The 13,234-nt window shown below is 61.8% G+C and carries 13 protein-coding genes; 8 read left to right on the top strand and 5 right to left on the bottom strand.

Annotated elements, in window-relative coordinates:
• The first annotated feature begins 41 nt into the window (after positions 1-41).
• Positions 42-1,235, top strand: coding sequence for a phosphoglycerate kinase (locus B9Z33_RS02300; protein WP_108285398.1), 1,194 nt, complete (start codon positions 42-44; stop codon positions 1,233-1,235).
• Positions 1,236-1,454: 219 nt separating this feature from the next.
• On the opposite strand, the gene B9Z33_RS02295 is transcribed toward B9Z33_RS02300, so the two are convergent.
• Positions 1,455-2,570: a fatty acid desaturase gene (locus B9Z33_RS02295; protein WP_108285397.1), complete on the bottom strand. Its 1,116-nt coding sequence runs from the start codon at positions 2,568-2,570 to the stop codon at positions 1,455-1,457.
• 230 nt (positions 2,571-2,800) lie between these two features.
• Here B9Z33_RS02295 and pyk point away from each other — a divergent pair, with 230 nt between their 5' ends.
• The 3 genes from pyk (at position 2,801) to B9Z33_RS02280 (ending at position 6,447) form a co-directional block, all read left to right on the top strand.
• Positions 2,801-4,234 (top strand): pyruvate kinase, encoded by a 1,434-nt coding sequence (gene pyk / locus B9Z33_RS02290; protein ID WP_108285396.1) that lies wholly within the window; start codon positions 2,801-2,803, stop codon positions 4,232-4,234.
• Positions 4,235-4,363: 129 nt separating this feature from the next.
• Positions 4,364-5,428, top strand: coding sequence for a class II fructose-bisphosphate aldolase (fba, locus tag B9Z33_RS02285; protein WP_108285395.1), 1,065 nt, complete (start codon positions 4,364-4,366; stop codon positions 5,426-5,428).
• 110 nt (positions 5,429-5,538) lie between these two features.
• On the top strand, positions 5,539-6,447 hold the full coding sequence (locus B9Z33_RS02280; protein ID WP_108285394.1) for a phosphoribosylaminoimidazolesuccinocarboxamide synthase: 909 nt from the start codon (positions 5,539-5,541) through the stop codon (positions 6,445-6,447).
• A 54-nt stretch (positions 6,448-6,501) separates the two neighbouring features.
• Here B9Z33_RS02280 and B9Z33_RS02275 read toward each other — a convergent pair whose 3' ends face one another.
• The gene (locus B9Z33_RS02275) at positions 6,502-6,765 is read right to left on the bottom strand and encodes a hypothetical protein (protein WP_158270160.1); all 264 of its coding nucleotides are present in this window, start codon (positions 6,763-6,765) and stop codon (positions 6,502-6,504) included.
• A gap of 247 nt (positions 6,766-7,012) precedes the next feature.
• Here B9Z33_RS02275 and B9Z33_RS02270 point away from each other — a divergent pair, with 247 nt between their 5' ends.
• Positions 7,013-7,540, top strand: a complete 528-nt coding sequence (locus tag B9Z33_RS02270) for a DUF962 domain-containing protein (RefSeq protein WP_108285392.1) — start codon at positions 7,013-7,015, stop codon at positions 7,538-7,540.
• 93 nt (positions 7,541-7,633) lie between these two features.
• Here the strand turns inward: B9Z33_RS02270 and trxA are convergent, their stop codons facing one another.
• Complete coding sequence (gene trxA / locus B9Z33_RS02265; protein WP_108285391.1) at positions 7,634-8,587, bottom strand: thioredoxin; 954 nt, start codon at positions 8,585-8,587, stop codon at positions 7,634-7,636.
• An 81-nt stretch (positions 8,588-8,668) separates the two neighbouring features.
• On the opposite strand from trxA, the gene purE reads away from it, so the two are divergent.
• The 3 genes from purE to B9Z33_RS02250 are packed head-to-tail and all read left to right on the top strand — an operon-like array spanning position 8,669 to position 11,368.
• Positions 8,669-9,178: a 5-(carboxyamino)imidazole ribonucleotide mutase gene (gene purE, locus B9Z33_RS02260; protein WP_108285390.1), complete on the top strand. Its 510-nt coding sequence runs from the start codon at positions 8,669-8,671 to the stop codon at positions 9,176-9,178.
• A complete protein-coding gene (locus tag B9Z33_RS02255) occupies positions 9,175-10,344 on the top strand; it encodes a 5-(carboxyamino)imidazole ribonucleotide synthase (RefSeq protein ID WP_108285389.1) in 1,170 nt (389 codons plus the stop codon). Before purE ends, B9Z33_RS02255 begins: the two co-directional genes overlap by 4 nt.
• A 19-nt stretch (positions 10,345-10,363) precedes the next feature.
• Positions 10,364-11,368 (top strand): L-threonylcarbamoyladenylate synthase, encoded by a 1,005-nt coding sequence (locus B9Z33_RS02250; RefSeq protein ID WP_108285388.1) that lies wholly within the window; start codon positions 10,364-10,366, stop codon positions 11,366-11,368.
• A gap of 19 nt (positions 11,369-11,387) precedes the next feature.
• Here the strand turns inward: B9Z33_RS02250 and B9Z33_RS02245 are convergent, their stop codons facing one another.
• Positions 11,388-11,642, bottom strand: coding sequence for a SemiSWEET transporter (locus B9Z33_RS02245; RefSeq protein WP_108285387.1), 255 nt, complete (start codon positions 11,640-11,642; stop codon positions 11,388-11,390).
• 4 nt (positions 11,643-11,646) lie between these two features.
• A complete protein-coding gene (gene dacB, locus B9Z33_RS02240) occupies positions 11,647-13,215 on the bottom strand; it encodes a D-alanyl-D-alanine carboxypeptidase/D-alanyl-D-alanine-endopeptidase (protein ID WP_233252696.1) in 1,569 nt (522 codons plus the stop codon).
• Between the last annotated feature and the right edge of the window lie 19 nt (positions 13,216-13,234).

Below are 13,234 nucleotides of genomic sequence, written 5' to 3'. Positions count from 1 at the left end.
TTAAAATCGAACCCAAATTTCCAATACAGGATCAGTACCCCATGAACGTCATCCGTTTTTCCGATTTGTGCGCCCAAGGCAAAGTCGCTGGCCAACGCGTGTTTATCCGCGCCGACCTGAACGTGCCGCAGGCCGATGACGGCAGCATCACCGAAGACACCCGCGTGCGGGCCAGCGTGCCCTGCATCCAGATGGCGCTGGACGCTGGCGCTGCCGTGATGGTGACCAGCCACCTGGGTCGTCCAACAGAAGGCGAGTTCAAACCCGAAGACTCGCTGGCCCCGGTGGCCAAGCGCTTGGGCGAGTTGCTCGGTCGTGATGTGCCGCTGGTCGCCAACTGGGTGGACGGCGTGACCGTCGCCCCCGGTCAGGTCGTATTGCTCGAAAATTGCCGCGTCAACAAGGGCGAGAAAAAGAACAACGAAGAACTGGCCCGCAAGATGGCCGCCCTGTGTGACATCTACGTGAACGACGCCTTTGGCACCGCCCACCGCGCCGAAGGCACGACCTACGGCATCGCCCAGTTCGCCCCCATCGCTTGTGCGGGTCCCTTGCTGGCGGCCGAGATCGACGCCATTGGCAAGGCCCTGGCCGCGCCGAAGCGCCCATTGGCCGCCATCGTGGCAGGTAGCAAGGTGTCCACCAAGCTGACCATCTTGAAGAGCCTGTCGCAAAACGTGGACCAGCTGATTGTGGGCGGCGGCATTGCCAACACCTTCATGCTGGCGGCCGGGCTGAAGATCGGCAAAAGCCTGGCCGAAGCCGACTTGGTGGGTGAGGCGAAAGCGGTGATCGAGGCCATGAAGGCGCGTGGCGCTGAAGTGCCGATCCCGACCGATGTGGTGACGGCCAAGACCTTTGCGGCCGACGCGGTGGCCACCGTGAAAAAAGCCACCGACGTGGCTGACGACGACATGATCCTGGACATCGGCCCAGAGACCGCCGCCAAACTGGCCGCCCAACTCAAACAGGCGGGCACGATTGTGTGGAACGGTCCTGTTGGGGTGTTCGAGTTCGCTGCCTTTGAAAACGGCACCAAGGTCATCGCTCAAGCGATTGCCGAGTCCAGCGCTTTCAGCATCGCCGGTGGTGGCGACACGCTGGCCGCGATCGCCAAATACGGCATCGAAAAACAGGTCGGCTACATCTCGACGGGTGGCGGTGCTTTTCTCGAAATCCTGGAAGGTAAAACATTGCCTGCGTTCGAGATCCTGGCCAAACGCGCCGCAGGCTGACCGCATTCCCAATTGGTATGTGTAGGAGCGAGCCCCTGCTCGCGAATGCTGGCCAGAGCCACTTCACGCATTCGGCCGCAGGGGCGGCCTCCCACAGAGAAAAGTCCGTAGCCATTCAGGGGCTGGGCCTTGCGTAGGAGCGAGCCCCTGCTTGCGAATGGATGCCCAAGAAAAAACCCCGCATCGCGGGGTTTTTTGTTGTGTGGGCCGAAGCGCCGATCAGGCCTGCGCCGCAGCGGGCAGGTTCCCGCGCACCGGGCTGGTCATGTTGCCCTTGAAGTCGGTCCAGCATTCGCGGGTGAAGTCGTACATCTTGCAGTTCTTGGCGGTTTCGAAGTACCACTTCCATGAGAAAGGCTGCACGATGATGCGGCCAGGCAGCATTTCTTCGAGCTTGGACTGCGCTTGTTTCAGGCGGTACAGCGGGATGCTCATGTCCACATGGTGGGCGGTGTGCTCCATGATGTGGTGCATCAGCGCGCCGATGTTGAACGGGAAGGTCAGGTGCACGGTGGTCGAAACAAACGGTGCAGCCTTGGTCCAGGCGGCTTTGTTGTCATGCCAGGACACCTTGATGTGGGTGTGGTGCACGTAGACCACGAAGCCGATCATGCTGTTCCAGAAGAAGAAGGGCACGACAAAACCCAGCAGCAGGGACAGCCACACCGACTGACCGGTGTACACGGCCGCAGCGGCAATGGTGGCGATCCAGAAGGCGGCAAACAGGCTCACCAGCATGCTGTCCTTGAAAAAGATCGGGCGGCGGGTGGGCATGTGGGTTTTGTTCGGGAAGAACTCGCGTTTCCACCAGATCTCGATCATGTAGTACAGACCAGGTGCCCAGCCGCTGCGATAAGCGCGCTCCAGCAGCTTTTGCATGGGCGAGAGGGCTTCAAACTCGGCGGCGGTCAGGGGTGTCCAGACGAAGTCCACGCCCTTGAGGTTGGTGTAGCCGTGGTGCACCACGTTGTGGCCGGTGTCCCACAGGCTGTACGGGGTCAGCGATGGCAAAAACGCGATGCGGCCCAGCACTTTGTTGAGTTCGCGGTGGGGCGTCAGGCTCTGGTGGCAGGCGTCGTGGCCGATGATGAACAAGCGGCCAATCACGAAACCAGCGGCCAGCGCGCACAGCACTTTGAGCCACACGGACTCGAGTGCGATGGTGCCGGTGATCAGGGCAAAAAACAGGGCGTAGTCCAGAATCAAAAGGACAAAAGCCCGGAAGGTGCTGCGCTCAGACAAGGGAATCAGCCACTCGCGCAAGGTCTTGCGGTGCGGCAGGGGCTGGTCCAGCCCCACAGGCTGGTGATCGGTGGGTGTATGCAATGCAGTCATGGTGTTTCTGTATCAATCGCTTAGGCATAAGTTTAGTCGCCCAGACGTTTCCTTGGGCTGACAAGGATCAATTCAGGCACATAAATGGCCTGAATCGGTCTATGTCCCCTGTTCTTGGGGACGTGCCTTTCTGTCAGGCGGTGCCATCTGCGGGTGGGTGTCGTCGAAAGAACCCGATATGTAACCCATTTCGTGTGAAAATTGAAATCAAATTACATGGAGACCCCCGCATGACTCATCGCGCTACCAAGATTGTTGCCACCTTAGGCCCTGCTTCCAGCGACCCTGCGCTGCTCGAAGCCATGATCCGCGCTGGCGTCAATGTGGTGCGACTGAATTTCAGCCACGGCAAAGCCCAAGACCACGTGGATCGGGCCCGTTTGGTGCGCGAAGCTTCGCAACGTGCCGGCCGCGAAGTGGCCATCATGGCCGACTTGCAGGGCCCCAAAATCCGCGTCGGCAAGTTTGCCGAAGGCAAAGTCATGCTGGAGCCCGGTCAGCCCTTTGTGCTGGACGCCTCGCGCACCGAGCCGGGTGACCTGCAAGGCGTGGGCCTCGATTACAAAGAACTGCCCCGCGATGTGAAAGCCGGTGACGTGCTCTTGCTCAACGACGGTCTGATTGTGCTGACGGTGGATGCCGTCAAGGGTGAGCAGGTGCACACCACCGTGAAGCTCGGCGGCGAGCTGTCCAACAACAAGGGCATCAACAAGCAAGGCGGCGGCCTCACGGCCCCGGCCCTGACGGCCAAGGACATGGACGACATCAAGACCGCCATGAGCCTGCGCGCCGACTACGTGGCGGTGAGCTTCCCGAAAAACGCCACCGACATGGAAATGGCGCGCCAGTTGTGCAATGTGGCCGGGGCCGAATACGGCCACAAGCCGGGGCTGATCGCCAAGATCGAGCGCGCCGAGGCGATTCCGCACCTCGAGGCGATCCTCAAGGCCAGCGACGGCATCATGGTCGCGCGGGGCGACTTGGCCGTGGAAGTGGGCAATGCCGCCGTGCCCGCCTTGCAAAAACGCATGATCAAGCTGGCCAAGGTGCACGACAAGGTCGTCATCACCGCCACCCAGATGATGGAAAGCATGATCACCAACCCGGTGCCTACCCGCGCCGAAGTGTCGGATGTGGCCAACGCCGTACTCGATGGCACCGATGCCGTGATGTTGAGCGCCGAGACGGCAGCGGGCAAATACCCTCTGGAAACCGTGGAAGAAATGGCCAAGATTTGTCTGGCCGCCGAAGGCGCTGAGGACGTGTTGTTGGACGCCGATTTCCGTGGACAGTCTTTCAGCCGCATTGACCAGTCGATCGCCATGGGGGCCTTGTTCACCGCCCACCACTTGGGCGCCAAAGCCATTGTGGCCATGACCGAGTCGGGCTCTACCGCCTTGTGGATGAGCCGTCATCGCGTGCACATCCCGATTTACGCCCTGACCACCAAGCTGACCTCGCAGCGCAAGATGGCGCTGTATCGCAACGTGCGCCCCTTGTTGATGGACACCAGCGCAGACCGCGACACGGCCCTGGCCGAAGCCGAAACGCACCTGAAAAGCCGCAACATCGTGGGCACGGGCGATGTGTACGCCATCACCTGTGGTGAGCCCATGGGCTCGCCGGGCGGCACCAACATGCTGAAAATCTGCAAGGTGGCTTGATTCCGGGGTGGCCCCCGCGAGGGGGTGGCGTCGGACTGGCGTCAGGCTGAAACCTATAAAATCCCGCTTGTTACACGCCGGGTGCTCCCCGGTTGATCAGAATCTTCAACTTCCCGGGAAATCACTACCATGGCACTCGTTTCAATGCGCGAGCTGCTGGACCATGCGGCCGTTAATGGCTACGGCATTCCAGCTTTCAACGTCAACAACCTGGAGCAAGTCCAGGCCGTGATGACCGCTGCCGATGAAGTCGGTGCGCCGGTGATCTTGCAGGCCAGCGCCGGTGCCCGCAAATACGCGGGCGAGCCGTTCATCAAGCACTTGATCCAGGCTGCTACCGAGATGTGGCCTCATATTCCCTTGGTCATGCACCAAGACCACGGCCAAAGCCCTGCAGTCTGCCAAGGCGCCATGAACCTCGGGTTTTCGTCGGTGATGATGGATGGTTCTTTGCTCGAAGACGGCAAAACCCCGGCCGACTTTGCCTACAACGTCGACGTGACCCGCCGCGTGGTCGAGTTGGCCCACAAGTTGGGCGTCTCGGTCGAAGGCGAATTGGGTTGTTTGGGCAACCTCGAAACGGGCGAAGCCGGTGAAGAAGACGGCATCGGCGCAGTCGGCAAGCTCGACCACAGCCAGATGCTGACCGACCCCGAAGAAGCCGCCCAGTTTGTGAAAGCCACCGGTCTGGACGCCCTGGCCATTGCCATTGGCACCAGCCACGGCGCCTACAAGTTCAGCCGCAAGCCCACGGGCGACATTCTGGCCATCAGCCGCGTCAAGGAAATCCACGCACGCATTCCCAACACGCACTTGGTGATGCACGGCTCCAGCAGCGTGCCCCAAGAGTTGCTGGCCATGATCAACCAGTACGGTGGTCAGATGAAGCAAACCTACGGTGTGCCGGTCGAGGAAATTCAGGAAGCCATCAAGCACGGCGTGCGCAAGATCAACATCGACACCGACATCCGCCTGGCGATGACGGCCGCTTGCCGCAAGTTCTTGTTTGAAAACCCCGACAAGTTTGACGCCCGCGAATGGCTCAAACCGGCCCGCGAAGCCGCCAAACAGCTGTGCAAACAGCGCTATCTGGAATTTGGCTGCGAAGGCCAGGCGCCCAAGATCAAGGGCGAGACCTTGCAAGTGGTGGCGGCGCGCTACGCTAAGGGCGAGTTGGCCCAAGTGGTCAATTGATGGGCGTGCCCTGCGGCACCGGAAGGTGGCGCCGGGCCTGCGATAATTGACCCGAATGGCCCGTTGACTGTTCAACGGGCCTTTTTCTTTTTTGCTTGACTGTTTTTGCCATGACCTCTGCGCTTCACACTTCGGCCCTGACTTCCTTGCCCCTGCTGGCGCGTGGGAAGGTTCGCGACAACTACGCCGTGGGCGATGACCGCATCCTGATGGTGGCGTCTGACCGCATCAGTGCATTTGACGTGATCATGGGTGAGCCGATCCCTGGAAAAGGTGTTTTGCTCACGCAAATGGCGCTCTTCTGGTTTGACAAGCTCGGCCCCAAGGGCTTGAACATCTGCCCCATTCACCTGACGGGCGATGCCCCTGAGAGCGTGGTGTCGGCCGACGAAGTGGCGCAGGTGCAAGGCCGCTCCATGCTGGTCAAGCGCCTGAAGCCCATCCCGGTGGAGGCGGTGGTGCGCGGCTACCTGGCCGGTAGCGGCTGGAAGGAATACCAGGACAACCAGGCCGTGTGCGGCGTGAAGTTGCCTGCGGGCCTGAAAAACGCCAGCCTGTTGCCCGAGCCGATTTACACCCCCGCCGCCAAGGCCGACGTGGGTGAGCACGATGAAAACATCACGTTTGAGCAAACCGTGGACATGATTGGTGCCGACCTGGCTGGCCGCATCCGCGACATCAGCATCCAGCTGTACAAGGCAGCCCGCGACATCGCTGCGACCAAAGGCATCATCATTGCCGACACCAAGTTCGAGTTTGGCCTGGACGCCGACGGCACCCTGGTGCTGATGGACGAGGTGCTGACACCTGATTCATCGCGCTACTGGCCAGCCGACAGCTATGTGGAGGGTGCCAACCCACCCAGTTACGACAAGCAGTTTTTGCGTGACTGGTTGGAAACCGCTCAGGTCAATGGCAAGCCTTGGGACAAGACCCCGCCTGCACCGCGCTTGCCGCGTGAGGTGATCGAGAAAACGGCGGCCAAATACCAGGAAGCGATGCAACGCCTGGTGGGCTAAAGCCATGAAAAAAGGCGCTGCTCAGCAGCGCCTTTGACTGGGGTAGGGCTTGGATCAGCCCGGGATGGCCAGCAGGTTCATGGCGTCCATCAACAAGGTGGTGCTGGCCACCAGCATGCTGCCGTTGACCAAGGTGCGACCACGTGGGTGCAGGCTGCCGCCCCAGAACACCGCCAGGCAGAGCAGCTCCAAGCCGCCCCGCATCCAGACGTAGCGACCTGTACTGACCAAATTGCTCGCTTCGGGGCTCATCAGCACCCAATACAGGAAAACACCCTTGACCAGCCACAGCGCTGCGCCAAAATGCACTGTTTGCATGTTTTGCCAAAGGCTGAAGCCTGGCACCACGGACCGCGCAGGCGCACCACCGAGCAAGCATTGAAGCTCTTCAGGGGTGATCAGGGGCTCGGCGCGTGGCATGGTTCAAAATGAATGCAAAAGTAATGGGTAAATTCTAGGGGCCTTCCCGCCCCGAAAGTCGGCCCACAGGCCTTTGGGCCTGGTGAAACCGGTAAATGTCTGTAACGGTGGGCAACACATTTGCCATCTGCCAGCCCGCCAGGAGATGCGTGTGAGCCTTTTTCGTCCCGTGACCCCCTTGATGGTGCAATACGCCCATTACCACCGCGATCGCCGCAACATCGCGACCCATCTGCTGGGTATTCCCCTGATTTTCCTGTCGATCGGGGTGTTGCTGCTCGGCCCGTCCTGGACCGTGGCGGGCCATGAGCTGACCCTGGCTTGGTGTGTCTGGGCACTCACCAGCCTTTGGTATCTGAGCCGGGGTGACCTCTTGTTGGGTGGGGCCACGGTGCTGGTCAACGGGGCCTTGATCGCTGTGGCCCATCAGGTGCCGCCATGGACTGCCGCCTGGGGTGTGCCGGTTTGGCAGGCGGGGCTGGGCTTGTTCGCGATTGGCTGGGTTTTCCAGTTTGTCGGCCATTATTTTGAAGGCCGTAAACCCGCTTTCGTGGACGACTTGGTCGGCTTGTTGGTGGGCCCGATGTTTGTGGTGGGCGAGTTGCTCATGGGCGTGGGCTTGCTGCCGAAAATGCGCAGAGACATTGAGCGCCAAGCAGGCCCGAGCCGATAAACCGGTCTTCTTCATCAAAAAGGCCCGCTCAGCCTGCTGTCATGCAGGTTGAGCGGGCCTTTGGCGTTGCAGTGCCTGTCGTGGTGTCTGAAGTCAGTTCAGCGCCATGCTCAGTTTGCGGCGGTAGCTGGAGATCATGGTCAGCAGCGGGTCTTCCTGCAGAGCGGCTTTGCCCATCAGCTCAATGCCGCCTGCGGTCTTGCCCGTGGCGTCTTGTGCTTTGGGTTTTGGCGGGGTCATCAGCTCCAGCAGGGCTACAAAGGTTTTGCGCGGGGCTTCGTCGTCCCATTTCTTGTCGCGCATGATGATTTCCAGCAGCTCGTCCATGGCCGCTTCCCACTGGCCCACGGCGATCAGCAGGCGACTTTTGGCAAAGCGGGTTTCAAAGTCGCGCTTGTTCTGGCCAATCAATTCGTCAAATTTCGCCAGTTCCCATTGGCCACGCGGGTCGTTGGTCACAAACTCCAGCGCGTTGAGCCATTGCGTTTGCGCCTCGAAGCGCAGCGGCACCGGGATGCGGCTCATGGCGGGAGCCAGCAAGGCGGCGGCTTCGGCCAGTTCGCCCAAGCCAATCAGCAGCTTGACCAGGTCAAAGCGGGCGTCGTCGTTGCCGGGGTCGGTGGCCAGGGCTTGCTCCAAAGCGGCACGGGCGCTGTGCTCGTCGCCCGCTTGCAGGTGTTGTTGGGCTTCCTCTGCGGCAGCCTGGGCCTGCAACTCTTCGGCGGCGGGCAGGTGTTTGTCCAGGAATTGCTTGACCTGGCCTTCGGGCAACGCGCCCATGAAACCATCGACCGGTTGGCCGTTTTTGAGCAAGACGCAAGTCGGGATGCTTTTGATGCCGAAGGCCTGTGCCAGTTGCTGTTCTTGGTCGGAGTCGATTTTGACGAGCTTGAAGCGGCCTTCGTAGGCGATTTCGACTTTTTCGAGGACAGGGCCCAGCGACTTGCAGGGGCCGCACCACGGGGCCCAAAAGTCCACCAGCACGGGCGTGGTCATGGAGGCTTCAATCGCCTCAGCTTCAAAGTTTTGTATCGTGACGTCCATCATGGCGGGCAGTGTTCCGGGTTGTGTTTCAGATCCGAGCGGAGCGAAACCTTAAAATTCGAGATTGATCACGAAAAGCACCCAATGACTCAAGCGCTCATCGGCGTCGTCATGGGTTCCAGCTCCGACTGGGACACCATGCAGCACGCAGTCCAGATTCTCCAACAGTTTGGCATCCCCCACGACGCCCGCGTCGTTTCGGCCCACAGAATGCCCGACGATATGTTTGCTTATGCACAAAGCGCTGCGGAACGGGGTTTACAAGCCATCATCGCGGGCGCAGGCGGCGCGGCCCACCTGCCCGGCATGATCGCGGCCAAAACCGTGGTGCCGGTGCTGGGCGTGCCGGTGCAGACCAAAGCCTTGTCGGGTGTGGACTCGTTGCACTCCATTGTGCAAATGCCCAAGGGCGTGCCGGTGGCCACCTTCGCCATTGGCGCAGCGGGTGCTGCCAATGCGGCCTTGTTTGCTGTGGCCATGCTGGCCAACAACGATCCGGTCTTGCGCCAAAAGCTCGAAGCCTTTCGTGCCGAGCAGACCGCCGCAGCCCGTGCCATGACTTTGCCGCCCGTTTCACCTGCAGGTGCCGCATGAGCCGGGCCATCTTGCCGGGCGCACTGGTCAATGGCCAGCCTGCCACATTGGGCGTGATGGGCGGCGGCCAGTTGGGTCGCATGTTTGTGCACGCGGCGCAGGCCATGGGCTACTTCACGGCGGTGCTTGACCCCGATGTCGCCAGCCCCGCCGGGCTGGTGAGCCACCACCACATCCAGACGGATTACCTGGACGAGCAAGGCCTGGCGCAGCTGATGCAGCGCTGCGCGGCCATCACCACCGAGTTTGAAAACGTGCCTGCACCGGCCCTGATGACGCTGGGCGCCCAGCGCCCGGTGGCCCCCAGCGCCGATGCGGTGGCGATTGCGCAAGATCGCGCTGCCGAAAAAGCCCACTTTGTGCGCTGCGGCGTGCCGGTGGCACCACATGCGGTGATTGCCACGCCTGCACAACTGGCGGCGGTTGGCGACGATTTGTTGCCGGGCATCCTCAAGACCGCCCGCATGGGCTACGACGGCAAAGGCCAGGTTCGCGTCAAGACCCGCGAGGAGTTGATCGCCGCTTGGGAGCAGCTCAAAAACGTGCCCTGCGTCCTCGAAAAAATGCTGCCGCTCAAAGCCGAGTGTTCGGTCATCGTGGCACGTGGGGCCGATGGGCAGATTGTGAATTTCCCGGTGCAACTCAACTTGCACCGCGAAGGCATTCTGGCCGTGACCACTGTGCATGACGGCGCAGTGCCGCCCGAGCTGGCTGCACAGGCCGTGGCCGCCACACGCGCCATTGCCGAAGGCATCCACTACGTGGGTGTGCTGTGTGTGGAGTTTTTCATCCTCGAAGGCGGCCAGCTGGTCGTCAACGAGATGGCCCCGCGCCCTCACAACAGCGGCCACTACACGATGAACGCCTGCGACCAGTCGCAATTTGAGTTGCAGGTGCGCACCTTGGCAGGCTTGCCGCTCACGCAACCGCGCCAGCACTCGCCGTCGATCATGCTCAATTTGCTGGGCGACTTGTGGCCCGAGGGTGCGAGCCCCGCCTGGGACAAAGTGCTGGCTTTGCCGGGCACGCACTTGCATTTGTATGGCAAGTTGTCGGCGCGTCCTGGTCGCAAGATGGGGCACCTGAACGTCACCGGAGCCAGCCCCGAGGCGGTGCGAGCGACGGCCTTGCAGGCTGCGGCCTTGCTCGGCATCGAAGCGTTTTAAGCCCATCCAGAAGGTATTCATGATCCTGAGTGCGAACGAGGCGACCATCGCGCAGGCGGCGCAAGCCCTGCGTGATGGACAGCTGGTCGGACTGCCCACCGAGACGGTGTACGGCCTGGCCGCCAACGCCACCGACGACAACGCGGTGGCCCGCATTTTTGTGGCCAAAGGTCGCCCGGCCGATCACCCGCTGATCGTGCATGTGGCCAGCATGGAACAAGTGCCGCTGTTTGCCACCCAAGTGCCCGAGTTTGCGCAAAAGCTCATGCACGCGTTTTGGCCCGGCCCGCTCACCCTGATCTTGCCGCGCCAGAGTGGTGTGGCTGCGGCATCGGCTGGGGGCCAGGACTCGATTGGCCTGCGCTGCCCTTCGCACCCGGTGGCGCAGGCGCTGCTCAAGGCGTGTGCTGATTGGGGTGTGCACGGCGTGTCGGCCCCCAGTGCCAACCGCTTTGGCCGCGTGAGCCCCACCACGGCGGCGCATGTGCAGTCCGAGCTAGGCCCTGATTTGCTGATTCTGGACGGTGGTGAATGCGATGTGGGCATCGAGTCCTCCATCATCGACTGCACGCGGGGCGAACCCGTGTTGCTGCGGCCCGGTCAGATCACGCGGGCGCAAATCGAGGCCGCGTGCGGTCATGCTGTGCGCGCCAAAGACGCCCCACAAGATGTTGGTGGCCAAGTTGCGCCCCGCGCTTCGGGTACGCTCGAATCGCACTACGCGCCGCGCGCCAAGGTGCGCCTGATGTCGGCTCAAGACATCGCCGCCAAACTGCAAGCTTTGGGGCCGCACGCCAACAACTTGGGGCTGTGGTCTGCCGAGCGCCCTGAGGACGGTGCTGGTTTGGGCGCGGGTGTGCTGTGGCTTGCCCAGCCGCAGAGCGCTGAGCAGGCTGCGCACGCGTTGTTCAGCGTGTTGCGCGAATTGGACGCCCGTGGCGTGCAGCAAATTTGGGTGCAATTGCCGCCCGACACCCCCGAGTGGGAAGGCGTGCGCGACCGCTTGCAACGGGCTGCCGCTTAACGCCGCTTTGGATGCCGCTTCAGCGGTAACGCAGCTTCATCACCAGAATCATCAGCGCCAGGGTGGTGGTGATGGTGTTGGCAATGATGATGGGCCAAGCCACGAGCAAGACGCCATAGGCCAGCCACAAGGCCACACCCACGGTGAACAGGCTGTACATGCCCAGCGAAATACCGCTCACATCCCGCGTGCGAAAGGTCTGCCAGGCTTGAGGCACAAAGCTCGCCGTGGTCAGAAATGCGGCCAAGGAGCCGATCCAATCGATCAATGTCATGGGTTTATTGTCGCTGGCCTGTGGTGGAGGGCCGTGTGGCAGTGGACAAACGTGCGGTGTTGTTCTGGTCACGTACCGTCCATTCCAGCAACTGGTCCAGTGCTGGGCGGGCCTGACTGGCATTGGGGTGGTTGACGATGGCGACAAGGGTATAGCGCTGTCCGCTTTGGCCTTTCACATAACCCGCCACCGAGACCACATCGCGCAACGAGCCGGTTTTGAGCCAGGCATTCCCGATCACCGGGGACTGCGGGTGGCGCTCCTTCAGTCGGGCGGTGGTGCCATCGATGCCCGCTTGCGAGAGTGAATTGACAAACGCCTGGGCGTGCGGGCTGGCGTGTGCGGCTTGCAGCAAAGCCGTCAAAGACGCTGCGGTGCTGCGCTCCGTGCGAGACAGGCCCGAACCGTTGTCCAGTACCGGTTCTTCTTGTCCGGGGAACGCGTTGCGCCACCACTGGAGCAAGCGAAGGCGCGATGCCTCAAAGCGCCCGGGTGCCCCCAACTCGCTGGACAGCGTCAAAAACAGTTGCTGTGCCATCACGTTGTTCGAGAACTTGTTGATGTCCTTGATGACCTCGGACAGCGGCAAAGAGAGGGCATCGAGCAGCAGCCGTGCAGACGCCGGGCGTGACCCATAGCGCACTTGACCCGAGAGGCGACCGCCTGCAGCCAGCCACATCGACTGAATCACCCGGGGTGCATATTGCTCGGGCTCAGGGAAGGCCACGGGCCACTCGCGTTCGCCGCAGCGCTCGGGGTAGCTGCCCGCAAAACGCACTTGCAAAGGTTGGGTGAAGTCGGCTTTGAGTTGGCTGCGCCAATCGTTGCAAGGGGCGCTGCTGGCGGGCAGTTGTGTCGGCGCGTTCAGGCCCGCCAATGGTGGCTCGAAGCGCACTTGCACGAGCTTGCTGGCGGCATCTGGCGTGAATTTGTAAACCACTGCCTTGAAGTTGAGCAGCAAGCCATCGGGCGTCACGTTGTAGGGGCGCAGCGGCTCGTCGTCAAACGGTTCGCTGCGTTCGCGCACATCGAACACGCTGCGATCGAGCACGATGTCGCCGCGCACCTCTCGCACACCAGCGGCCATTGTCTGGGTCATCAAGTCTTGCAATCGCTCCAGCACCAGTTTGGGGTCGCCACTGCCACGCACAACCAAGTTGCCTTGCAGCACGCCGTCACGCACAGGGCCATCGGCGTAGACGCGGTTGTGCCAAACATGCTCTGATCCGAGCAGACTCAAGCCGGCATAGGTGGTGAACAGTTTCATGACCGAAGCCGGGTTGGCGGCAGTCTGCGGCAGATGCGACAGGCGCGCAGATGCCACCAGAGCCGGATGGCCCGAGGGGCTCGGTTCGGGCAAGGGCATGACCAGCACGCTCAAGGCCGAGGGCGGCACTTGTGCCTGGCGCAGGGCTTTTAAAACGGCCGGTGGCAAATCGGGCGCGTGAGGGCGCACTGCAGGCACAGCTTGCGCGTTGGCGGGCAAGGGTATTGCGCCGGTCCAGATCAGCGCTGCTAAAAGGCCCATCCACCAGATAAAAGAAAAGGAGCGCTTGGGGTGGAGCAATGTCATTCAGTGAGTCTAACGTTCC

This window comes from Limnohabitans sp. T6-20, from assembly GCF_003063505.1.
Lineage (GTDB): Bacteria > Pseudomonadota > Gammaproteobacteria > Burkholderiales > Burkholderiaceae_C > Limnohabitans_A.
Note: the sequence above shows the minus strand (reverse complement) of the source record. Positions and strands in the feature narration are given on the sequence as shown.